Origin of the sequence: Caballeronia sp. LZ043, from assembly GCF_031451075.1 — a bacterium.
Classification (GTDB): domain Bacteria; phylum Pseudomonadota; class Gammaproteobacteria; order Burkholderiales; family Burkholderiaceae; genus Caballeronia.
On the sequence record NZ_JARUXT010000001.1, the window covers coordinates 1923095 to 1945574 of the forward strand.

At 64.1% G+C, this 22480-nt stretch carries 18 protein-coding genes, 1 tRNA gene and 2 pseudogenes; 5 read left to right on the plus strand and 16 right to left on the minus strand.

Annotated elements, in window-relative coordinates:
- The 7 genes and pseudogenes from pstA to QCE64_RS08720 all read right to left on the minus strand — a co-directional run.
- Window positions 1–261: pseudogene (pstA, locus tag QCE64_RS08690) on the minus strand (phosphate ABC transporter permease PtsA); the annotation flags it as partial.
- On the minus strand, window positions 261–1244 hold the full coding sequence (gene pstC / locus QCE64_RS08695; RefSeq protein WP_309809054.1) for a phosphate ABC transporter permease PstC: 984 nt from the start codon (window positions 1242–1244) through the stop codon (window positions 261–263). The pseudogene pstA and the gene pstC, both read right to left, overlap by 1 nt.
- 123 nt (window positions 1245–1367) lie before the next feature.
- A complete protein-coding gene (gene pstS / locus QCE64_RS08700) occupies window positions 1368–2399 on the minus strand; it encodes a phosphate ABC transporter substrate-binding protein PstS (RefSeq protein WP_309917307.1) in 1032 nt (343 codons plus the stop codon).
- A gap of 220 nt (window positions 2400–2619) precedes the next feature.
- Window positions 2620–3981 (minus strand): phosphoglucosamine mutase, encoded by a 1362-nt coding sequence (glmM, locus tag QCE64_RS08705; RefSeq protein WP_309917310.1) that lies wholly within the window; start codon window positions 3979–3981, stop codon window positions 2620–2622.
- Window positions 3982–4100: 119 nt separating this feature from the next.
- The gene (gene folP / locus QCE64_RS08710; RefSeq protein ID WP_404987358.1) at window positions 4101–4901 is read right to left on the minus strand and encodes a dihydropteroate synthase; all 801 of its coding nucleotides are present in this window, start codon (window positions 4899–4901) and stop codon (window positions 4101–4103) included.
- 194 nt (window positions 4902–5095) lie between these two features.
- Window positions 5096–6982, minus strand: a complete 1887-nt coding sequence (ftsH, locus tag QCE64_RS08715) for an ATP-dependent zinc metalloprotease FtsH (protein WP_309809061.1) — start codon at window positions 6980–6982, stop codon at window positions 5096–5098.
- 186 nt (window positions 6983–7168) lie between these two features.
- Window positions 7169–7831, minus strand: a complete 663-nt coding sequence (locus QCE64_RS08720) for an RlmE family RNA methyltransferase (protein WP_309811614.1) — start codon at window positions 7829–7831, stop codon at window positions 7169–7171.
- 286 nt (window positions 7832–8117) lie between these two features.
- On the opposite strand from QCE64_RS08720, the gene QCE64_RS08725 reads away from it, so the two are divergent.
- A complete protein-coding gene (locus QCE64_RS08725; protein ID WP_310003458.1) occupies window positions 8118–8654 on the plus strand; it encodes a YhbY family RNA-binding protein in 537 nt (178 codons plus the stop codon).
- A 64-nt stretch (window positions 8655–8718) separates the two neighbouring features.
- Here the strand turns inward: QCE64_RS08725 and QCE64_RS08730 are convergent, their stop codons facing one another.
- The 7 genes and pseudogenes from QCE64_RS08730 to gloB all read right to left on the minus strand — a co-directional run bounded on the left by QCE64_RS08730 (window position 8719) and on the right by gloB (window position 18626).
- Entirely contained in the window at window positions 8719–9234 is a 516-nt protein-coding gene (locus tag QCE64_RS08730) for a DUF4149 domain-containing protein (protein ID WP_310003460.1), read from the minus strand.
- On the minus strand, window positions 9234–9710 hold the full coding sequence (gene greA / locus QCE64_RS08735; protein WP_309809067.1) for a transcription elongation factor GreA: 477 nt from the start codon (window positions 9708–9710) through the stop codon (window positions 9234–9236). Before greA ends, QCE64_RS08730 begins: the two co-directional genes overlap by 1 nt.
- 120 nt (window positions 9711–9830) lie before the next feature.
- Window positions 9831–13082, minus strand: a pseudogene (gene carB / locus QCE64_RS08740) (carbamoyl-phosphate synthase large subunit); the annotation flags it as partial.
- 21 nt (window positions 13083–13103) lie between these two features.
- Window positions 13104–14246, minus strand: coding sequence for a glutamine-hydrolyzing carbamoyl-phosphate synthase small subunit (carA, locus tag QCE64_RS08745; RefSeq protein ID WP_310003462.1), 1143 nt, complete (start codon window positions 14244–14246; stop codon window positions 13104–13106).
- 363 nt (window positions 14247–14609) lie between these two features.
- Window positions 14610–15860: an MFS transporter gene (locus QCE64_RS08750; protein ID WP_310003465.1), complete on the minus strand. Its 1251-nt coding sequence runs from the start codon at window positions 15858–15860 to the stop codon at window positions 14610–14612.
- 116 nt (window positions 15861–15976) lie between these two features.
- Complete coding sequence (locus QCE64_RS08755; protein WP_309917328.1) at window positions 15977–17608, minus strand: transglycosylase SLT domain-containing protein; 1632 nt, start codon at window positions 17606–17608, stop codon at window positions 15977–15979.
- Between the two features lie 160 nt (window positions 17609–17768).
- Window positions 17769–18626: a hydroxyacylglutathione hydrolase gene (gene gloB, locus QCE64_RS08760; RefSeq protein ID WP_309917331.1), complete on the minus strand. Its 858-nt coding sequence runs from the start codon at window positions 18624–18626 to the stop codon at window positions 17769–17771.
- Window positions 18627–18653: 27 nt separating this feature from the next.
- Between gloB and QCE64_RS08765 the strand changes: the two genes are divergently transcribed.
- The 4 genes from QCE64_RS08765 (at window position 18654) to QCE64_RS08780 (ending at window position 20871) form a co-directional block, all read left to right on the plus strand.
- Complete coding sequence (locus QCE64_RS08765; RefSeq protein WP_309917334.1) at window positions 18654–19487, plus strand: class I SAM-dependent methyltransferase; 834 nt, start codon at window positions 18654–18656, stop codon at window positions 19485–19487.
- Window positions 19487–19948 carry a ribonuclease HI gene (gene rnhA, locus QCE64_RS08770; RefSeq protein WP_309809081.1) on the plus strand — a complete coding sequence of 154 codons (462 nt, stop codon included), beginning with the start codon at window positions 19487–19489 and terminating at the stop codon, window positions 19946–19948. Before QCE64_RS08765 ends, rnhA begins: the two co-directional genes overlap by 1 nt.
- A 34-nt stretch (window positions 19949–19982) precedes the next feature.
- The gene (gene dnaQ, locus QCE64_RS08775) at window positions 19983–20726 is read left to right on the plus strand and encodes a DNA polymerase III subunit epsilon (protein WP_309917336.1); all 744 of its coding nucleotides are present in this window, start codon (window positions 19983–19985) and stop codon (window positions 20724–20726) included.
- A 70-nt stretch (window positions 20727–20796) separates the two neighbouring features.
- Window positions 20797–20871: transfer RNA gene (locus QCE64_RS08780), tRNA-Val, on the plus strand.
- Between the two features lie 87 nt (window positions 20872–20958).
- On the opposite strand, the gene QCE64_RS08785 is transcribed toward QCE64_RS08780, so the two are convergent.
- Together QCE64_RS08785 and QCE64_RS08790 are read right to left on the minus strand one after the other, a co-directional pair.
- Window positions 20959–21441 (minus strand): DUF2214 family protein, encoded by a 483-nt coding sequence (locus QCE64_RS08785; protein WP_310003467.1) that lies wholly within the window; start codon window positions 21439–21441, stop codon window positions 20959–20961.
- A gap of 75 nt (window positions 21442–21516) precedes the next feature.
- Complete coding sequence (locus tag QCE64_RS08790; protein ID WP_309917342.1) at window positions 21517–22347, minus strand: hypothetical protein; 831 nt, start codon at window positions 22345–22347, stop codon at window positions 21517–21519.
- Between the last annotated feature and the right edge of the window lie 133 nt (window positions 22348–22480).

Consider the following 22480-nt stretch of genomic DNA (forward strand, 5'->3'; position numbering starts at 1 on the left):
GCCGACGATCGCATTGGCGAGACCGCCGCCATCGGTGTTCGGCGGCGGCGTGGACTGCGTGAAGAGATCGATCGACAGGCCGCCGATGCCGAGCTTGAGCGTCGTATAGAGAATCCACACGAGCCAGATCAGGCCGAAGGCCATGGCCGCGAGCGACAGCGTCAGCGCCACCGCATTGGTGCCGCGACGGCGGCTCTGCAGCTTCTGGCGAGTCGCCTGGAGGCGCGCCGGATCCTGGTTGAAAGCAGCGGGACGGCTCATTATTTACGGCCCTCCCCGCGTTCCATGCGCAGCAGCATCAGCTTGGAGAGCGCGAGTACGAAGAAGGTGATCACGAACAGAATCAGACCGAGTTCCATCAGCGCCGACGTGTGCAGGCCCGGGCTCGCTTCAGCGAACTCGTTGGCGAGCGCCGAGGTGATGCTGTTGCCGGGCGAGAACAACGAGACGTTGTCGAGCAGGTTGGTGTTGCCGATCACGAACGTGACCGCCATGGTTTCGCCGAGCGCGCGGCCAAGGCCGAGCATCACGCCGCCGATCACGCCGGCGCGCGTATAGGGCAGCACGATCTTCCACATCACTTCCCAGGTCGTGCAGCCGATGCCATACGCCGATTCCTTCAGCAGCACGGGCGTGACTTCGAAGACGTCGCGCATCACCGAGGCGATATACGGAATGATCATGATCGCGAGGATCACACCGGCGCACAGGATGCCGATGCCGATCGGCGCGCCCTGGAAGAACATGCCGATCACGGGCACGCCGCCGAGCAGCTTGCCGAGCGGCTTCTCGAAGTATTCAGCGAAGATCGGCGCGAACACGAGCAGGCCCCACATGCCGTAGACGATCGACGGGATCGCGGCGAGCAGTTCGATGGCGACGCCGAGCGGACGGCGCAGCCACGCGGGCGACAGTTCGGTCAGGAACAGCGCGATGCCGAAGCTCACCGGCACGGCGATGATGAGCGCGATCAGCGAGGTCGCGATGGTGCCGTAGATGGGCACGAGCGCACCGAAGGAATCGCTGGGTGGATCCCACTCGGCACGCCACAGGAACGACAGGCCGAACTTTTGGATGGTCGGCATCGACGCGATGAGCAGCGAAACGATGATGCCGCCCAGGAGAAGCAGCGTGATGACGGCTGCAAGCCGCGTCACGCCGCCGAAAATGATGTCGCCGAGCGGGCTGGGCGCGCGCTGCGTGTGCGCTGCTGGCACAGCCGACGATAAGTTGATGTCCGACATGGGAGCCTGGGTTTCGCTACGTGTCAGACCGCGCGACAGGCCTTTCGGCCTGCCGCACGGCTTGCTTTGCTGCTGACTGTCCGCCGCCTCAACAGCTTAGGACAGTTTCATACGGCAGGTGCCTTACTCTGCGACGGACTTGCCCGAAGCGTCCTTGACCTTCGCCTTCCATTGCGTCTTGATTTCGGCAACGACCGAATCCGGCAGCGAGATGTAGTCGAGGTCGTTGGCAGCCTGACCGCCGTTCTTGAACGCCCAGTCGAAGAACTTCAGCGTTTCCGTGCCTTGCGCCGGCTTGTCCTGCGTGGCGTGCAGCAGCACGAACGTTGCGCCGACGATCGGCCATGCGTTCTTGCCCGGCTCGTCCGTCAGGATCTGGTAGAACGACTTCGACCAGTCCGCGCCTGCAGCAGCGGCCTTGAACGTGTCCGTCTTCGGCTCGACAACCGTGCCCGCCGAGTTCTTCATGCCGACGTAGGTCATCTTGTTCTGCTTCGCGTAGGCCCATTCCACATAGCCGATCGCGCCCGGCAGACGCTGCACGAAGGCCGCGACGCCGTCATTGCCCTTGCCGCCCGTACCCGTCGGCCAGTTCACCGTCGAGCCTTCGCCGACCTTCGACTTCCAGTCGGCGTTGACCTTCGACAGGTAGTTCGTCCAGATGAAGCTGGTGCCCGAACCATCGGCGCGGCGGACCACGGCGATGTCGGTATCCGGCAGCTTCGCCTTCGGGTTCAGCGCAACGATCGCCGGATCGTTCCACTTCTTGATCTTGCCGAGGTAGATGTCGCCGAGCACCTGGCCCGACAGCGTGACTTCACCGGCCTTGACGCCCGGCACGTTGATCACGGGCACGACGCCGCCCACCACTGTCGGGAACTGGAACAGGCCGTCCTTGGCCAGCTCGTCGTCCTTCAGCGGAGCGTCCGAACCGGCGAAATCCACCGTCTTGGCGATGATCTGCTTGATCCCGCCCGACGAGCCGATGCCCTGGTAGTTCACCTTGCCGCCGCCGGACTTCTGGTAGGCATCCGCCCACTTGGTGTAGATCGGGGCTGCGAAGGTGGAACCCGCGCCGGTAAGGTCGGCTGCTTGGGCAGAAACGGCGAAGAGTGCACCAATCAAGCCAGCCAGCGCGGTGTGCATCAATTTCATTCTTGATCTCCAGTAGTGAGCGTGTGTCGTGTGCGTAGAGACGACACCGCGAAATATAGGAGGAGTTCGTGACAGTAATATGACTAATCGTGAAGGCCGCGTGTCATTACGCTTACGTGTTGAAAGTCTGATCCAGGCCGATTTGTCAAATGATTGATCGCAAATAAAAAAGCGGGCTGGCACCCGCTTTTAGCAAAATGTGACAAATTTCAGTAAACGCTCACGAAGTCGCTTCCTTCACCACCTGAGCAATCGTTTCCGCGTGCTGAACAGCGTCCTGCTGCGCGGCGGCTTCCACCATCACGCGCAGGACCGGTTCGGTTCCCGAGGCACGAATCAAGACCCGTCCGTGCGATTCGAGGGAACGCTCGGCTTGTTCGACCGCGCGACGAATTGCCTCGCTGCTCTTCCAGTCCGCGCCGGCGCTCATGCGCACGTTGATCAGTTTTTGCGGGAACAGACTGACGCCGTCGAGCAGCTCGGCCAGCGACTTGCCGCTGCGCTGGATCGCCGCCAGCACCAGCAGCGCCGAGACGATGCCGTCGCCGGTCGAATGGCGGTCCAGCGACAGGATATGGCCCGAGCCTTCGGCGCCCAGTTGCCAGCCGTTCTCGCGCAGCTTTTCGAGCACGTAGCGGTCGCCCACCGCGGCGCGCACGAACTGCACGCCCGCGTCCTTCAGCGCGACTTCGACGGCCATGTTGGTCATCAGCGTGCCGACCGCGCCCTGCACCTGGCCGTCGGTCGCGATGCGGTCCTTGACGAGCACGTAGAGCAGTTCGTCGCCGTTGTAGAGCCGGCCGGTCGAATCGACGATCTGCACGCGGTCGGCGTCGCCGTCGAGCGCGATGCCGAGATCGGCCTTGTGCTCCAGCACCGCGCGCACGAGCGCATCGGGCGCGGTGGCGCCGACGCCGTCGTTGATGTTGAAGCCGTTCGGCGCCACGCCGATCGACACGACTTCCGCGCCGAGTTCGTGGAAGACGTGCGGCGCGACGTCATAGGCGGCGCCATGAGCGCAATCGACGACGAGCTTGAGCCCGCGCAGGTCGAAATTCGCGGGAAACGTGCTCTTGCAGAACTCGATGTAGCGGCCGCCGGCATCGTCCAGACGCCGCGCCTTGCCGAGACGCTCAGAGGGCGCGCATTCCATCGGCTGCTCGAGCTGCTGCTCGATCTGCAGTTCGACTTCGTCGGGCAGCTTGTTGCCGTCCGCCGAGAAGAACTTGATGCCGTTGTCGTTGTAAGGATTGTGTGATGCGCTGATCACCACGCCCGCCGACAGGCGCAGCGCCCGCGTCAGGTAGGCGACGCCGGGGGTCGGCATCGGGCCGGCCAGCATCACGTCGACGCCCGCAGCCGAGAAGCCCGATTCGAGCGCCGCTTCGAGCATGTAGCCGGACACGCGTGTGTCCTTGCCGATCAGCACCGTCGGGCGATTGCCCTTTTTCTGATGGGCGCGATCCGCGCCGGCCAGCACCTTGCCGGCTGCGTAGCCGAGCTTGAGGACGAAATCGGGCGTGATCGGGGCCACGCCTACGCGCCCCCGCACACCGTCCGTACCGAAATATTGACGTGCCATTGTTGCTTGACCCTCCTCGCGGACATATGGCGCCTGTTATAGGCCCGCGGATGTGTTGACGTTCGTTCTAAACCGGTGCGTGCGCCTGCACCGTGATCCTTGCCGATTTAAGTCCGGTGTCAATCATGTCTGCCGGACGCGGCTTCTTGAGTGGCCTGCCAGACCTTGAGCGCATCGACGGTTTCCGCGACGTCGTGTACCCGGATGATCGCCGCGCCCTGCTCCGCCGCGCAGACGGCCGCCGCGAGACTCGCCGCAAGCCGTTCGCCGGCGCCGCGGCCAGTGACGGCGCCCAGCATCGATTTGCGCGACATGCCGGCGAGCAGCGGCACATTCGTGCCGGCAGGCAACGTCTGACGCAAGTGACCGAGCAGCGCGTAATTATGCGCCACCGTCTTGCCGAAACCGTAGCCGGGATCGAGCGCGATACGCGAAGCCGCGATGCCCGCGCTGCCGAGCGCGGCCAGGCGCGCTTCGAAGAAGCTGCGCACGTCGGCGACGACGTCCTCATAGAACGGCTCGTGGACCTGCATCGTGCGCGGTTCGCCGAGCATGTGCATCACGCACAGGCCGCAATCGCTGTCCTTCACGGCGTCGAGCGCGCCTTCCTGACGCAAGCCCCAGATGTCGTTGATCATGTCCGCGCCGGCATCGAGGACGGCGCGCATGACGGCGGGCTTGTAGGTGTCGACGGAAAGCGGCACGTTGACGGCGCGCAACGCCTCGACGATCGGCACCACGCGTTCCAGTTCCTCGTCGAGCGGTACCGGCGGCGCGCCAGGCCGGGTCGATTCGCCGCCGATGTCGATCATGTCGGCGCCATCGGCGAGCATTTTCCCAGCGCGGGCCAGCGCATCTTCACGCGACAGGAAGCGGCCGCCGTCCGAGAAGGAATCGGGCGTGATGTTGAGGATGCCCATGACGAGCGGACGTTCGAAGCGCAGCACGAAGCGGCCGCATTGCAGCGGTTCGGCCAATGGTGAAGATGCGTGCAAGTTGCTCAAGCTGAGTGGCCAGGACTATACAGGCTGAGGAAAGTACTGCATTCCGTGCCCGGAAATTGAAAATGGGCCGGCGTGCAAAGCACACCGGCCCATCAACGGAAGCGTGAAACTCAGGCCGTGGCCGGCGCGTTGCCCGGCTTGACCTCGGTGCCGCTGCTGCCGCCCGGAGGCGTGTCGCCCGACGGCGGCGGCATGTTCTTCGGCGGACGCGGCGGACGATCCGACATGATGTCGGTGATCTGGTCTGCGTCAATGGTTTCCCATTCGAGCAGCGCCTTCGTCATCGCCTCGACCCGTTCGCGGTTGTCTTCGAGCAGCCTGCGGGCGAGCGCATATTGCTCGTCGAGGATGCGGCGGATTTCCGCGTCGACCTTCTGCTGCGTCGCTTCGGACACCGACTTCGCGCCCATCTTGCCGAACATGCCGTTTTCTTCGGTATCGACGTACACCATCGTGCCGAGCACATCCGACATGCCGTAGCGCGTCACCATGTCGCGCGCCATCTTGGTTGCGCGCTCGAAGTCGTTGGAGGCGCCCGTGGACATCGAATTCAGGAACACTTCCTCGGCCGCACGACCACCGAACAGGATGGCGATTTCTTCCAGCATCTTGTCGCGGTACAGGTTCACGCGGTCATGTTCCGGCAACTGCCAGGTGACGCCCAATGCCCAGCCGCGCGGCATGATCGTGACCTTGTGGACCGGATCGGCGTGCGGCAGCAGCTTCGCCACCACAGCGTGGCCCGACTCGTGATACGCCGTGTTGCGGCGTTCTTCTTCGCGCATGACAGCCGACTTGCGCTCCGGACCCATGAAGATCTTGTCCTTCGCGTCTTCGAAATCCTGCATCTCGACGATGCGCTTGCCGCGACGTGCCGCAAACAGCGCGGCTTCGTTCACGAGATTCGCGAGATCCGCACCCGAGAAACCCGGCGTACCGCGCGCGATGACCGAAGCGTCGACGTCGTTGGCGATCGGCACCTTGCGCAGATGCACCTTCATGATGTGCTCGCGGCCGCGGATGTCCGGCAGACCAACGTACACCTGGCGGTCGAAACGGCCCGGACGCAGCAGCGCCTTGTCGAGCACGTCGGAACGGTTGGTGGCGGCAATCACGATGACACCTGAATTCGCCTCGAAGCCGTCCATCTCGACGAGCATCTGGTTCAGCGTCTGCTCGCGTTCGTCGTTGCCGCCGCCCATGCCTGCGCCGCGATGACGGCCGACCGCGTCGATTTCGTCGATGAACACGATGCACGGCGCATGCTTCTTGGCCTGCTCGAACATGTCGCGGACCCGGGCCGCGCCCACGCCGACGAACATTTCCACAAAGTCAGAACCCGAAATGCTGAAGAACGGCACCTTCGCCTCGCCGGCGATGGCGCGTGCCAGCAGCGTCTTGCCGGTACCCGGAGGGCCGACCAGCAGCACGCCGCGCGGAATGCGCCCGCCCAGCTTCTGGAACTTCTGCGGGTCGCGCAGGAAGTCCACCAGTTCGGACACTTCTTCCTTGGCTTCGTCGCAGCCGGCGACGTCGGTGAAATTGATTGCGTTGTTGTTCTCGTCGATCAGCCGCGCTCGCGACTTGCCGAACGAAAACGCCCCGCCTTTGCCGCCCCCCTGCATCTGCCGCATCATGTAGAACCAGAAACCGATGATCAGGATCGTCGGTCCGAGGTAATACAGTGCGGAAACGAGGGCGTTGGGTTCGTCGTCAGCCTTGCCGCTGACCTGAACGCCGTATTTCATGAGATCGCCGACCATCCAGATGTCGCCCGGCGACACGATCTGGTATTTCTGGCCATCTGCCGGAGTAACCGTGAGATTGCGGCCCTGAACGGTGACGTTCTTGACTTTGCCGTTTTTCGCGTCGTCCATGAACTGCGAATAGGACACCCCTTCCTGCACGCGTGGCTTGTCGAACTGCTTGAACACCGTGAACAGCACCAGTGCGATCACGAGCCACACTGCCGCCTTAGAGAACATATTGTTGTTCAAAGCACCACTCCTCACTCATAGACGGGCGCCTACATAAACCTTGCGACGCCACCGAAGCATTCTAATCCAGACCGCTAACCCCTGCCATAAGGTTTAACTACCGCATAAATAGCGGCAAGGGCGGTGTTTTCGGCATAATCGGCGAATATATCGCTCTTATTCGCCGATTTTGTTTAAGGAGCCCGATCAGCCCGGATGCTTGAGCCGGCGTCCGAGTATGAACGTCTCCGACGATTTGTCGCGAGACGCCTTCGGTTTGCGCGGCGCCACCACTTTGAACTGGTGTTTGAACTTCTCGACAATCTGACTATAGCCGCTGCCATGAAAACATTTGACCAGCAGCGCACCTTCCGGTTTCAGATGGTTCTGGGAGAACTCCAGCGCCAGATCGCAGAGATGTTCGATGCGAGCCGCATCCGCACTCGCAACACCAGAGAGGTTGGGGGCCATGTCTGAAATAACAAGATCCACCTGACGCTCGCCGACCATTTCATCGAGTTGCGCGAGCACCTCGTCCTCGCGGAAGTCGCCCTGAAGGAACGTGACGTCGGAGATGGGCTCCATCGGCAGGATGTCGAGCGCGATGATCGTGCCGTCGATGCCGCCCTGGCGCTCGGCGTCGCGCTTCGAGCCCTGCGCCAGCTTGTTGCGCGCGTACTGGCTCCAACTGCCGGGCGTCGAACCCAGGTCGACGATCACCATGCCCGGCTTGATGAGCTTGTCCTGCTCGTCGATCTCCTTGAGCTTGTAGGCAGCGCGCGCGCGATAACCTTCCCGCTGCGCCATCTTCACGTAGGGATCGTTGATGTGGTCGTGCAACCACGACTGATTGAAACGGTTCTTTGCCATTGAAACGAAAGTGAGGAGGCACCAGCGACGAAAGCGCGCTGCGCGCCGGTGCGTATTTTGCTGCATCGCGTGATGCTTTTAGCGGATAATACGCGGCTTGCTGGCCGGACCGGTCCTTGGGCGCTCGTGCGTTCCAAAACCCCGCTTCCGGCCTGTTTTGTTTTATGGTGGGCGACGGCGCGCGTCATGCGCTTCTGGTCACGGATCGCGTCGAATCGTCGCAACTGCGCACGCGTCGTTGCGTGTTACCTGGCCGCCCACATTTTAGTCGAGTCCCTATTTTCTCATGCCAGCCCTGAAACTCTCCCCCGCCGAGCGCTCCGAGCTGCGCTCCCAGGCCCATGCGCTCAAGCCCGTCGTGCTCGTCGGCGCGGAGGGTCTGACCGATGCCGTGCTCAAGGAAATCAACGTCCACCTCGAGGCGCATCAGCTCATCAAGGTGCGCGTATTCGGCGACGAGCGCGAAGCGCGCATTGCGGTCTACGACGAAATCTGCGACCGCCTCAACGCCGCGCCGATCCAGCATATCGGCAAGCTGCTGGTGGTCTGGAGGCCGGAAGGCGCCGCGCCGAAAAGCCGTACGACCCGCACCCGCAGCACCATGCCGCCGAGCGCGGGCGAAGCAGCCGAGCGTGAGACCAAGGGCCGCGCGCCGCGCATCGTCAAGGCCGTGAAGATCTCGCGCGACGCACCGGCCTTCAAGAAGCCGAAGAAGCAGACGCTGAAGGTACTGGGCAACGAGCGTGTCACGGCGGGCGGCAACGTCAAGCGCGCCAAGAAGCGTCAGCCGAGCACCAAGCGTCAGCATCAATCGTCGAAATGATGAACGGCGCGTGCGCTTCTCATGAAGCGTACGCGCCGCGCGAAACCAGCGCGCGTGAGTAAGGTCAGCTGCGCGCGCGTTTCGCGGCCATCTTCGCCGACTTGTTCTTCGGCACGATGGCCACCGGCGCCGCGCCCGGCAAGCGCCAGACGAGCGCGATGCCGAACAGGCTTTCGATCAGATAGATCGCACTGGAGATACCGTGCAGCACGCCGAACTGCTTCGCATACGGCGAATTTGCGAGGTCGGTGCCGGCTTCCTGCGCGGCCATGCGCAGCGAGTTCATGAACGGCTGCAGGCCGAAATAGCCGATCAGCACGCACAGCAGCATCATGGCGACGATCCAGCGCACGCGCTTGTAGTCGACGATGCCACTCTTCACGTAGCGATTGCCGATCAGGATGAGCACCAGTGCGCTCACCACGCCGATGATCGCTTCAATGCGAAACAGTTGCGCGGCCACCGAGGCGGCCTCGGTCCGGTCCAGCATCGAGAACAGGACCGGCGCTGCAATGAGGCCGAGGGTCAGCAAGCTGCCGACCCACACCATGGAAACGAGGCGAAAGACCCGGTGCGCCATCAGACGTAACGAACGGCGATGATTTCGTATTCGCGCGCGCCGCTCGGCGCCTGCACGGCCGCGACATCGCCCTCGGACTTCGAGATCAGTGCGCGCGCAATGGGCGAACTGACGGAGATGAGACCGTGATCGAGATCGGCTTCGTCGTCGCCGACGATCTGATACGTGACCGTGTTGCCCGACTCCAGGTCTTCCAGTTCGACGGTCGCGCCAAAGACCACGCGGCCTTCGGCTTCCACTTGCGTCGGGTCAATCACTTGCGCCGCGGCGAGCTTCGACTCCAGCTCCGCGATGCGGCCCTCGATGAACCCTTGCTTTTCTTTCGCGGCATCGTATTCCGCGTTTTCCGACAGATCGCCTTGCGCCCGCGCTTCGGCGATTGCGTTGATGACTGCCGGACGCTCGACAGCCTTCAGGCGTTGCAATTCGTCGCGCAGCAGCTCCGCGCCGCGCTTCGTCAAAGGAATCGTGCTCATAGACAACCCACAAACAAAAACAGCCGTAAAAAAATTACCGCGGTTAAGCGCGTCCCCCTTTGACGGGAGGACACCGCTTAACCGCGGCTCGTGAGGCTTGGACCTGTAATCGAAGCCGTAGTTTAGGCGAGCATGCAGGCCTTGTAAATCATAGACTTCCAAATCGCGGAGGTAACGCAAACCTTCCACCGCGGCCCGCGCACCCGACATGGTCGTGTAGTACGTGACCTTGTTGGCCTGCGCGCTCATGCGGATGGAACGCGAATCGGCGATGGCCGCGCGCGTTTCGTCGACCGTGGTGAACACCAGCGCGATTTCACCGTTCTTGATCATGTCGACGATGTGCGGACGGCCGTCCTTCACCTTGTTGACGACCTTCACCGGTACGCCTGCCGCAGCAATCGCCGCGGCCGTGCCCTTGGTCGCAACGATCGGATAGCCGAGTTCGTGCAGCATCTGCGCGACTTCGACGGCCTTCGGCTTGTCGGCGTCCATTACGGTCAGCAGCACCGTGCCGGACTCCGGCAGACGCGAACCCGCCGCGAGCTGCGACTTGAAGAGCGCTTCGCCGAACGTGCGGCCCACGCCCATCACTTCGCCGGTCGAGCGCATTTCCGGTCCGAGCACCGGATCCACCGCCGGGAACTTGACGAACGGGAACACGGCTTCCTTCACGCTGTAGTACGGCGGAATGACTTCCTTCGTCACGCCTTGCTGCTTCAGCTTCTGGCCGACCATCGCGCGCGCGGCGATCTTCGCGAGCGGCAGGCCCGTCGCCTTCGACACGTACGGCACCGTGCGCGATGCGCGCGGATTCACTTCCAGCACGTAGATGATGTCCTGCTTCGAGCCATCGTCCTGCGGCACTTGCTGGATCGCGAACTGCACGTTCATCAGGCCGATCACATTCAGCGCCTTGGCCATTGCGGCGGTTTGCCGCTTCAGCTCGTCGACAGTTTCCTTCGACAGCGAGTACGGCGGCAGCGAACAGGCCGAGTCGCCCGAGTGCACGCCCGCCTGCTCGATGTGCTCCATCACGCCGCCGATGAACACGTCGTCGCCGTCGGAGATGCAGTCGACGTCGCATTCGATCGCGTCGTTCAGGAAGCGGTCGAGCAGCACCGGCGAATCGTTCGACACCTTCACGGCCTCGCGCATGTAGCGTTCGAGGTCGCGCGGCTCGTGGACGATTTCCATTGCGCGGCCGCCGAGCACATACGACGGACGCACCACCAGCGGATAACCGATTTCCTCGGCCAGCTTGAGCGCTTCGTCTTCGGCGCGCGCGGTGCGGTTGGGCGGCTGGCGCAGGTCGAGATCCTGCAGCAGCTTCTGGAAGCGTTCGCGGTCTTCGGCTGCGTCGATCATGTCCGGCGACGTACCGATGATCGGCACGCCGTTCGCTTCGAGATCGAGCGCGAGCTTGAGCGGCGTCTGGCCGCCGTACTGCACGATCACGCCAACCGGCTTCTCCAGGTCGACGATCTCGAGCACGTCTTCGAGCGTCAGCGATTCGAAGTACAGACGGTCGGACGTGTCGTAGTCGGTCGAAACGGTTTCCGGGTTGCAGTTGACCATGATGGTTTCATAGCCGTCCTCGCGCATCGCGAGCGCGGCATGCACGCAGCAATAGTCGAACTCGATGCCCTGCCCGATCCGGTTCGGACCGCCGCCCAGCACCATGATCTTCTTCTTGTCCGTCGGGTTCGCTTCGCACTCTTCCTCGTAGGTCGAGTACATGTAGGCGGTCTTGGTCGCGAACTCGGCCGCGCACGTGTCCACGCGCTTGTAGACCGGACGCACTTTCATGTCGTGACGCTTCTTGCGCACGTCGGCTTGTTGCGAGCCGGTGAGCTTCGCGAGACGCCGGTCCGAGAAACCACTCTTTTTCAGATACAGCAGTTCGTCGCGCGTCAGGCTTTCGAGCGTGCGGCCTTCGAGCGCCTTCTCCTTCAGGATGATCTGTTCGATCTGTGCGAGGAACCACGGGTCGATGGAGGTCTCTTCGAAGATCTCTTCCATCGTCAGACCGAGACGGAAGGCGTCGCCGAGATACCAGATGCGGTCCGGGCCCGGCTCGCCGATCTCGCGAATCACTTCGTCGCGGCTCGTGGTCTTTTCATCGAGCCCGTCGACGCCGACTTCCAGACCGCGCAAGGCTTTCTGGAACGATTCCTGGAACGTGCGGCCCATGGCCATCACTTCGCCGACCGACTTCATCTGCGTCGTCAGGCGCGAGTCGGCTTCGCGGAATTTCTCGAACGCGAAGCGCGGCACCTTCGTCACGACATAGTCGATGGTCGGTTCGAACGAGGCCGGCGTCTGACCGCCGGTGATTTCGTTCTTGAGTTCGTCGAGCGTATAGCCGCAGGCGAGCTTCGCGGCAACCTTGGCGATCGGGAAGCCGGTGGCCTTCGAGGCCAGCGCCGACGAACGCGACACGCGCGGATTCATCTCGATGACGACCATGCGGCCGTCCTTCGGGTTGATCGCGAACTGCACATTCGAGCCGCCCGTATCGACGCCGATCTCGCGCAGCACCGCCAGCGACGCGTTACGCAGCACTTGATACTCTTTGTCGGTGAGCGTCTGCGCGGGCGCGACGGTGATGGAGTCGCCGGTGTGCACGCCCATCGGGTCGAGATTTTCGATCGAGCAGACGATGATGCAGTTGTCCGCGCGGTCGCGGACAACTTCCATCTCGTACTCTTTCCAGCCCAGCAGCGATTCTTCGATCAGCAGTTCGCGCGTCGGCGAGAGATCGAGACCGCGACGGCAGATTTCCTCGAACTCTTCCTTGTTGTACGCGATGCCGCCGCCCGAACCGCCCAGCGTGAACGACGGACGGATCACCGTGGGATAACCGCCGCTGCCCGTGGCCTCGGCGATCTGCGCTTGAACTGCGAGCGCTTCTTCCATCGAATGCGCGATGCCCGATTTGGCCGAACCGAGGCCGATCTTGGTCATCGCTTCCTTGAACTTCTGGCGGTCTTCCGCCTTGTCGATGGCTTCCGGCGACGCGCCGATCAACTCGACCTTGTACTTCTCCAGCACGCCGTGATGGAACAGGTCCAGTGCGCAGTTGAGCGCGGTCTGTCCGCCCATGGTCGGCAGGATCGCGTCAGGACGTTCCTTCGCGATGATGCGCTCGACCACTTCCCACGTGATCGGCTCGATGTAGGTGACGTCGGCCGTGTTGGGGTCGGTCATGATCGTCGCAGGATTGCTGTTGACGAGGATGACCTTGTAGCCCTCTTCACGCAGCGCCTTGCAGGCCTGCGCGCCCGAATAGTCGAACTCGCACGCCTGGCCGATGATGATCGGGCCCGCGCCGATGATGAGAATGCTCTTGATGTCTGTGCGCTTCGGCATAACTGTGCTCTGTGATGTTCTTTATGCGGTGACCTTCGTCGACTCCATCAGCTTGATGAAGCGGTCGAACAGATACGCGATGTCGTGCGGGCCGGGCGACGCTTCCGGATGGCCCTGGAAGCAGAACGCGGGCTTGTCGGTGAGGGCGAAGCCCTGCAGCGTGCCGTCGAACAGCGAGACGTGCGTGACCTTGGCGTTGGCGGGCAGCGTCGCGGCGTCGACTGCGAAGCCGTGGTTCTGCGACGTGATCACCACGCGGCCGTCTTCCATGTCCTTCACCGGATGGTTCGCGCCATGATGGCCGGTCTTCATCTTCATGGTCTTCGCGCCGACCGCGAGGCCCATGATCTGATGGCCGAGACAGATGCCAAAGGTGGGAATGCCCTTCGCGATGAACTCGCGCGTCGCGGCAATGGCGTAGTCGCACGGTTCCGGGTCGCCCGGGCCGTTCGACAGGAAGATGCCGTCCGGATTGAGCGCGAGCGCGTCAGCGGCGGTGGACTGCGCCGGCAGCACGGTCACGTGGCAGCCGCGCTCGGCGAGCATGCGCAGGATGTTGTACTTGACGCCGTAGTCGAACGCGACGACGCGGAACTTCGGCGCTTCCTGCTTGCCGTAGCCGCTGCCGAGACGCCATTCGGTCTGGGTCCACTCGTAGCTCTTCTCGGTTGACACGACCTTCGCGAGGTCCATGCCCGCGAGACCCGGGAACGAACGCGCGAGGCCGAGCGCCTTCGATTCGTCATCGCTGCCGGCGAGAATGCAGCCGTTCTGGGCGCCCTTCTCGCGGAGGATACGCGTGAGCTTGCGGGTGTCGATGCCCGAGATAGCGACGACGCCTTGCGCCTTCAGATAATCGGCGAGCGTCTGTTCGGAGCGGAAGTTGGAGGCGAGCACCGGCAGGTCGCGAATGATGAGGCCGGCGGCATGGACTTTGGTGGCTTCGACGTCCTCGGCGTTGACGCCGTAGTTGCCGATGTGCGGGTAGGTCAACGTGACGATCTGGCGGGCGTAGCTGGGATCCGTGAGGATTTCCTGATAGCCGGTGATGGCGGTGTTGAAGACCACTTCGCCGATCGTCGAACCGGGCGCGCCGATCGATTGACCACGAAAGACCGTGCCGTCGGCAAGTGCGAGAAGTGCGGGGGAAAATGACGGCAACACGGGAAGCTCCTTGGGGAACACCCTGTTACCGACCTGTCTGTCCGAAATTCAGGCTTGGCTTCCCGCTGCCCGAGGTACTCGGGCACTCGAGGCGCTCAAGGCGCGCGGGTTTCCTTCGCACAGTGACGGCGGCGGCTCGCGAGGCGCGCATCGCGGCTTGGACCGGCTCGCTCGCGCGCGGCAAGCGGGGTTTCGAAGCAGGCGAAGGGCGGCGTGCGGCGCGCGCTGGCTGGCGCAGCGAACGACGGTGAATGGGAGGTAGGCGCTAGGGTGCGGGTTGAAATGCTCAAACCTTCGAAGTATAGCGTGGAACAGTCATCTTCGCCAGATTCCGGATGCTTGCAGCCGCTTGCACGAGCGTTGTCACGAGAGCGGCTGGGGCGCTTCGGCGTCGTCCTTGCGCATCGTCCGGCCTGGCAGAAAGTACCAGGCCGCGCTCGCCGCCTGCAGCGCGATCAGGCCGATCCACACGGTGACGTGGGCCGTCGCCGGATAGCGGCTGCCGTCGGCATGCCATAGAGAAAGCATCGCGCCGACGCCGACCTGGAAACCGAAGATCAGCAGGAAGATCACGAGCGTGAGCGTCGTGTGCACTCGCCCGATCAGGTGCGGCGCGAAGTATTCCGCGGCGACCGCATAGCTCAGGATGCCCGTGCCGCCGAAAAACCCGTACGCCGCAAGCAGGACGGAAGGCGGCAGCGGCACGCGCAGCACCATCAGGATCTGCGTGGCGACGTACAGCACCATGCCGGTGCCGCAGAACGCGTACACCGACACCCCGCGCCGCTCCATGCCGCGCGCGGCCACGCCGAAACCGACGCAGCCGAGCATCATCGCCAGACCCAGCACGGATACCAGCGCCGCCGCATGCGGGGGCGTGAGATCCATCACGTCGAGCAGGAAGGGGCGGATCCACAGCGACTGCATCGCGAAGAAAACGCCTTGCGTGACGACCGAAAACGACGCGAGCTTCCAGAACACGCCGCTTTTCAGGATGCTCCAGGTGCCCCGGAACTGCGTGATGACGTCGGCGCGCTGGTGCGGGTCGGTTTCCCCGCGAGCCGGTGCACAGAACAGGATCGCCGCCGCGACCACGAGCGTGAACGCCACGAGGCCGAAGCACACTTCCCGCCACGTCGCGACGTGCAGCAGCGACGCCAGCGGCGCCCCGACCACGACGCCACCCAAACCGCCGACCGCCATCGTGAAGCCGTTCACCATCGGCAGGCGGGCGAGTGCGAAATGCTGCGCCGACGCCTTGAAGGCCGCGCTCAAACACACCGACACACCGACGCCGATCAACAGCCGCCCGATCATCAGCCCCACGATGCCGTGCGCCGCGCCGAACACGCCGATGCCCGCCGCCGCAAACACCAGCATGCCGGCCGTGACGCGGCGCGGCCCGAAGTGATCGAGCAGCACGCCGACAGGAATCTGCGCAACCGCGAAGCCGATGAAATAGAGCGAGGTCAGCAGGCCGAGATCGGCGGCGGAGAGGCCCAGGTCGTGGGTGATCAGCGGGGCGAAGCCGAGATTGACGCCGCGGAACACGTACGAGACGAAGTAGCCGGCGGCAAACAGGAAGAAGACGCGAAGACGGACGGAGGACAGCATGCGGAACCGGTATTTCCTGATTCTTCTGGACCGCCAGTTTAATCGGGGCCGGCAAAAGAAAACGCCGTCACCTTGGTGACGGCGTGGGATAGCGACCCGGCGACTCGCGCCCGACGCTACTTCTTCTTGCTCGTCTTCGTGCTCGTGGCAGCGTGCTTGACGGTGGTTTTCGCGGCGGCGGGCTTGGGTGCCGACACCTTGGTCACCTTGCCCGACGAATGCGCAGGCGCCTTGCCGCGCGACTTCGATTCCGGCACGCGCGTGCCGATCTTCGACACTCCGCCCGACGAGCGGCTCGACGCCGCCACCGTCTCGACCCGCACCGGACCCGGCTCGGCCGGCACCGGACGGCCGTACGGCACGTGCAGCACGACCACCTGCCCCGGCATGAACATGTCGCCGCGAGTGCGGTTCCAGGATTTCACCTGCGATGTGGATACATCGTAGCGGTCGGCCAGCGTCGACACCGACTGCTTGCGGCGCACGCGGATCACGAGCCGGCGCGTGTCGGGCACGTCGCGCTCGACGGCCAGCGTCGCGTTCGCGGCGACATCGGCGCTGATGTCTTCGTCGTCGTCATCGGTGCGCGGCACGACGATCGTCGAGCCAGGCTTCAGGCGCATGCCCGCCGGAATGCGGTTGACCGACATCAGCGTGTCCGCATCAACGCCGATCTTCTCGGCGATCGCAGTGGGACGCGCCCGCTCCGTGACGGTGTACGTGGTCCACGACGACAACGGCCCCGAATACGACGTCAGATTGCGCTGGAACGAAGCGGCGTTGTCGAACGGCAGCAGGATCTGCGGGTTGGTCGCGCCGAGAATCACCGGCTTCGCGAACGACGGATTCAGCGAGCGGAACTCCTCGACGCTCATGCTGGCGAGCTTCGCGGCCATCGTCACGTCGATGTCGCGTGCCGTCGTGACCGTCACGAAGTACGGGTGATTCGGAATGTCCGGCAGCGTGAGCCCGTACATCTGCGGATTGCTGACGATGTTCTTCACCGCCTGCAGCTTCGGCACGTAGTTCCGGGTTTCGTTGGGCATGCGCAGACTTTCGTAGTCGGTCGGCAGGCCCGCGGCCTCGTTCCGCGCGATCGCGCGCTGCACGTTGCCCTCACCCCAGTTGTACGCGGCGAGCGCGAGATGCCAGTCGCCGAACATGTCGTGCAGACGCGAGAGGTAATCGAGCGCGGCGCTGGTCGAGGCCAGCACGTCGCGGCGCTCGTCCTGCCACATGTTCTGCTTGAGGTTGTAGTCGCGGCCGGTGCCCGGCACGAACTGCCACATGCCGGCGGCCTTCGCCACCGAAAGCGCCTGCGGATTGAACGCCGATTCAATGAACGGCAGCAGCGCCAGCTCGGTCGGCATGTGCCGCTGCTCGAGCTCCTCGACGATGTGATACAGGTATTTCTGCGAACGGCCCGTCATGCGCTCGACATAGTCCGGGCGCTGCGCGTACCAGTTGACCTGCATGTCGACCAGGTCGCTCTGCAGATCGGGAATCTGGAAGCCCGCGCGAATGCGGCTCCAGAGATCGGCGGAACCGACCAGCGAGGTGACCGGAGTCTTGTCGACGTCGATGGTTTCCTTGGCGGCCGCGGTGCGACGGATGGTATCGGCTACTTTCTGCTGCTGTTGCTCGGAGGCTGTGGCGGGTGTGTTGAGAAGAGGATCAGACGCCGTCGGCCCTTGGCTCGCGCACGCGGCGAGCATCAGGACGGACAGCGCGCTAAGAATTAGTCGCATGGAACGTCTCGGCTTCCAAAGGATGAGGCTTGGAAATTTGCAGCCGATGGTACGGAACCACACCAAGTACGTCAATAAAAACGCACGCGAAAGCCCTGCAAAATCCGCGATCTAACAGCGTTTCCAACGTTTCGGATTAACTTGACCCGAAAAATCCGGCTCAACGGAACTTATCTTTCCAGCCGCGCATCATGCGAAATGCCTCCAGCCGGTCGGCGACCGGTGCGCCGAACTGCTCTGCCAGCCGCGTGTGAATGGCCGGGATGTCCGCGCGCAGGAACGGATTCACCGTCTTCTCGTGCGCGAGGGTGGTCGGCAGCGTCGGCTTGCCGGAGACCCGCAACGCCTGCGCGGCGGCGTCCCAGCGCGCGAGCGCGTCGTTGTCCGGCTCGACCGCGCGCGCAAAGCGGATGTTGGACAGCGTGTACTCGTGCGCGCAATGCACCTGGGTGGTGTCCGGCAGCGCGGCAAGCGCGTCGAGCGAGGCAAGCATCTGTTGCGGCGTGCCCTCGAACAGGCGGCCACAGCCGCTAGCGAACAGCGTGTCGCCGCAAAACAGATGGGGCGTGCCGTGCGGATCGGCCGCCTGGAAATACGCGATGTGGCCGGCCGTATGGCCCGGTACATCGATGACGGAGAACGCGAGCGCGGGGTGCGCGACGTTCACCGGGTCGCCGCCCGAGAGGCGCTGCGTCAGATGCTCGATGCGCTCGCTGGCCGGGCCGTAGACCGGAACGCCGCCCTCGGCCGATCGGCGATCGAGCAGCGCTTTCACGCCGCCGACATGGTCCTGATGATGGTGCGTGAGTAAAATAGCGGTCAGCCGCCAGCCGCGTTTGGCGAGATATGCCTCGACGGGCGCGGCGTCGCCCGGGTCGACCACCACTGCATCGCGGCCGTCCGAGACGAGCCAGATGTAGTTGTCCTCGAACGCCGGCACCGGCACGTACTCCAGTGCACCGTGAGCTGGCCCCTGAGCAGGCCCGTGAGCCCGCGAGCTTCCGTCAAGCGATTCCATAGCGATCATCTATGCGTCAACCCGAACATGTCTGACCGAGCGATTATAGACTGGCCCACCTGGACGAGCTCTGCGCCCGGGCGCTACGTGCTCGACTGGGAGCAGGCGCAGCTCGATCACGTGGTGTCCGACATCTTCGGCTATCACGCGCTGCAGCTCGGCATGCCGCAGCTCGACGCCTTGCGCGAGAACCGCATGACCGGCCGCGCGCTCGTGCTCGACGCCGAAAGCGCATCCAGTGCGCCATACATCCCGCCGCGCGCCACCACGCCCGGCGTCAGCGCCCTGCCCGCCGCCAGCGCGCCCGACGGCCGCAGCACCGTCTGGTGCGACCTGCTCGACCTGCCGTTCGAAGCACAGAGCGTCGACCTGCTGGTGCTGCCGCACACGCTCGAATTCTCGCCGGATCCGCATCGGCTGCTGCGCGAAGCCGAGCGCGTGCTGTTGCCGGAAGGCCAGCTGATCATCCTCGGCTTCAATTCGCTGAGTTTGTGGGGCGCGCGGCAATCGCTCGGCAAGGTGGCGGGCCGGCCGTTCGTGCCGTCGGCGCACGAGATGATCGCGTTCACGCGCATCAAGGACTGGATCAAGCTGCTCGGCTTCGACCTTGAACGCGGCCGCTTCGGCTGCTATCGTCCGCCGCTCGTCACCGACAAGTGGCTGCAACGCTATCAATTCATGGAGCCCGCCGGCGACCGCTGGTGGCCCATCTTCGGCGCGGCGTACATGATCACGGCCGTGAAGCGCGTGCGCGGCATGCGCCTGATCGGCCCGCGCAAGCTGAAAAAATCCGCGCTCGCCGCCGGCCTCGCGCCGGTCGCCGCTCCGCATACGCGCAACGAGACTTCCATCGAGCCTTGATGACTGACGAATCTGCATCGAACACCGTAATCGACATCTACACGGACGGCGCCTGCAAAGGCAATCCTGGTCCCGGCGGCTGGGGCGCCCTGCTGCGCTTCGGCACGCTGGAGAAGGAACTGTTCGGCGGCGAAGCCGCGACGACCAACAACCGCATGGAACTGATGGCGGTGATCGCCGCGCTCGAAGCCCTGAAGCGTCCGTGCCAGGCCGTGATCCACACCGATTCGCAATATGTCCAGAAAGGCATCAGCGAATGGATCCACGGCTGGAAGAAGAAGAACTGGATGACCGCCGCCAAGACGCCCGTCAAGAACGCCGACCTCTGGAAACGGCTGGACGCACTCGTGGCGCAGCATCGCATCGAATGGCGCTGGGTCAAGGGACACGCGGGCCATCCCGAAAACGAACGCGCCGACGCGCTCGCCAATCGCGGCGTGACCTCGCTCGCCGACAGCTAATCCGCAGCACGAATCACCGAATCCAAGACATCCCATGCGCCAACTGATACTGGATACCGAAACGACCGGCCTCAATGCACGGACCGGCGACCGGATCATCGAAATCGGCTGCGTCGAGCTGGTCAATCGACGGCTCACCGGCAATAACCTGCATCTCTACGTGAATCCGGAACGCGACAGCGACCCTGGCGCGCTCGCGGTGCACGGCCTGACGACCGAGTTCCTCAGCGACAAGCCGAAGTTCGCCGAGATCGCGGCGCAACTGCGCGACTTCATCGCGGGCGCGGAGCTGATCATCCATAACGCGCCCTTCGACGTCGGCTTCCTCGACGCGGAGTTTGCGTTGCTCGGCTTGCCGAAGGTGAAGGAGACGGTGGGCGGCGTGATCGATTCGCTCGCACAGGCCAAGCAGATGTTCCCTGGCAAGCGCAACTCGCTCGATGCGCTGTGCGACCGGTTCGGCATCAGCAACGCGCATCGCACGCTGCACGGCGCGCTGCTCGACTCCGAGCTGCTCGCGGAGGTCTATCTGGCGATGACGCGCGGGCAGGAAAGCCTCGTCATCGACATGCTGGGCGAACAGCCGGCGGCGGGTGCGTCCGCCACGCCGCGCGAAGCCTTCGACGATCTCGACCTGCCGGTGATCGCGGCAAGCGCGGACGAAGTGTCGGCGCACGAGGCCGTGCTCAACGAGCTCGACCGGGCCATCAAGGGCACGAGCGTCTGGCGGGTGGAACCCGCGCCGGCATCGGCGGAAGGCGATGCAGTCGCTGCGTGATTATTTTCGGATTTGCTTAAAGAGGGGCTAGACGAGATGCAGAACGCCTGACATAATCTCGTCTCTCTTCGGGTGGTTAGCTCAGCGGTAGAGCACTGCCTTCACACGGCAGGGGTCACTGGTTCGATCCCAGTACTACCCACCAGGATTCTGGTGTTGGTAAAGACAAGCACCGAAGATCAAAAAGGCTCAGGTTTCACGACCTGAGCCTTTTTTCATTTTCGCGTCGTCATCATCCGCCCGACGACGCCCAGATCCCGCGCGCCATGCCGCTCGCCGCGATCACCATCACCATCACGAGTCCCGCTTCCAGATCGCTTATCCACGCGAAACGCCGGGCGCGCGTGAGATCGATCGGCCCGCCCTGCGCCAGCGCCACGCGCCAGCGGATCAGCGCGAGCATCGGCGACACTTCGATCAGCAGGATCACGACGAGCGCCGTCATCTTCAGGTGGAACAGCGGCTCGTGCAGATAGTAGGCCGCGCCCTTTTCGAAGCCACCGAAGGCGCGCATCGCGCCGGTCACGATCAGCACGATCGCCGTGATGCCCCAGACCGTGTCGGAGCGGAAGACATCGCGCAGACGGAGTTCGTTGGCCTGGACGGACTGCGTGGCGTCGAGCCGCCGCAACGCACGCGCGCGCGCCAGCACGGAACCGAGCGCGAAGCCGAAACCCAGCAGATGAAGCGCGGCCAGCATCCAGCGTATCAGCATGCTTTCCTCCCACTGCAACAGAACAAGGCGAAAGACGTGTACGTACTTGCGGCGAGGCGAGGTAGGCGGCGCGCGTCAGATCTGGCGCAACGTCGTATCGAGCGAACGGGCGGCCTGGCGGTCGCTTTCACGAGCGATCGGCGCGCGAAACACCGTCGTGCGATTGTGCCCTGCCGCGGCCGGCGAATCCCACAGCAATTCGACTCGGGCGCGCCGCGCGAACAGGCCGCGCCGCACCTCGCCGCGCGCATGGACGGCGGGCGTGGCGGGTTCGGTGGCGGGTGCGAGCAGATTGGCCGAAGGCGCGGCGCGCTCGGGCGGCTCGGCCCACTTGAGGGAGAGTTCGCGCGCATCGTACTGGCCGAGCTTGCGGCTTTCGGCCCAGACGACGGCGGTGCGCGTCACGGGATCGAGCGAAATGGCGTAGCGGCCGATGGCGAAGCGGCGCGCCGCGATGTTGGTGCGCCACAGCGCGCGCGGACGGCAGATCCACATGACGACCGCATACAGCGCGGGGCCGACCAGCAGCCAGCCGTTCGTCTCCGTGAGCGCATGGATGAAGCTGCGTCCGCCGGACGCCCAGATGAAGGCGCCGACCGAGAACATGGCGAAACCGAAGGTCAGGAGCGCAAGCAGCCGCAGCGCTTGCCGCAGCCATTGCGGCAGCGGATGGAGCGGCCGCTCGAGCCGCGCTTTCGCGCCGGGCAGCACGACCAGCAGGAAGATCAGCACGACGTTCACGCACGCCCACGGCGACGAGGTCATGGCGCGCAGCGAGGACAGATAGCCCATCTGCGACATCGATAACGCCCAGCGCGCTGCCAGCACCAGTCCGATGGCGCGCAGTGCGAAGACCGTGCCGGCGCCGGGTGCGGGGCTCGCGCTGGTTTGCCTGGTTCTCGCCAAAAGAAACTCCTGTCCACGTACGATGCTGGGCTGCCCCGCGCAATGCGAAGTCCGGGCCATTATAGGGAGATTACGGATCTCGTCAGAGGTTTCCACGAGCGTAGCGCGGTCTGGCGCTCCAAGAACCTTGCCG

Coding starts and splice junctions, on each gene's coding strand:
- greA (WP_309809067.1), bottom strand. CDS start 9,710: ATGAGCACGATTCCTTTGACGAAGCGCGGCGCGGAGCTGCTGCGCGAC.
- QCE64_RS08720 (WP_309811614.1), bottom strand. CDS start 7,831: ATGGCAAAGAACCGTTTCAATCAGTCGTGGTTGCACGACCACATCAAC.
- rnhA (WP_309809081.1), top strand. CDS start 19,487: ATGACTGACGAATCTGCATCGAACACCGTAATCGACATCTACACGGAC.
- QCE64_RS08765 (WP_309917334.1), top strand. CDS start 18,654: ATGTCTGACCGAGCGATTATAGACTGGCCCACCTGGACGAGCTCTGCG.
- pstC (WP_309809054.1), bottom strand. CDS start 1,244: ATGTCGGACATCAACTTATCGTCGGCTGTGCCAGCAGCGCACACGCAG.
- QCE64_RS08730 (WP_310003460.1), bottom strand. CDS start 9,234: ATGGCGCACCGGGTCTTTCGCCTCGTTTCCATGGTGTGGGTCGGCAGC.
- QCE64_RS08755 (WP_309917328.1), bottom strand. CDS start 17,608: ATGCGACTAATTCTTAGCGCGCTGTCCGTCCTGATGCTCGCCGCGTGC.
- pstS (WP_309917307.1), bottom strand. CDS start 2,399: ATGAAATTGATGCACACCGCGCTGGCTGGCTTGATTGGTGCACTCTTC.
- QCE64_RS08750 (WP_310003465.1), bottom strand. CDS start 15,860: ATGCTGTCCTCCGTCCGTCTTCGCGTCTTCTTCCTGTTTGCCGCCGGC.
- gloB (WP_309917331.1), bottom strand. CDS start 18,626: ATGGAATCGCTTGACGGAAGCTCGCGGGCTCACGGGCCTGCTCAGGGG.
- dnaQ (WP_309917336.1), top strand. CDS start 19,983: ATGCGCCAACTGATACTGGATACCGAAACGACCGGCCTCAATGCACGG.
- QCE64_RS08725 (WP_310003458.1), top strand. CDS start 8,118: ATGCCAGCCCTGAAACTCTCCCCCGCCGAGCGCTCCGAGCTGCGCTCC.
- QCE64_RS08785 (WP_310003467.1), bottom strand. CDS start 21,441: ATGCTGATACGCTGGATGCTGGCCGCGCTTCATCTGCTGGGTTTCGGC.
- folP (WP_404987358.1), bottom strand. CDS start 4,901: ATGGGCATCCTCAACATCACGCCCGATTCCTTCTCGGACGGCGGCCGC.
- glmM (WP_309917310.1), bottom strand. CDS start 3,981: ATGGCACGTCAATATTTCGGTACGGACGGTGTGCGGGGGCGCGTAGGC.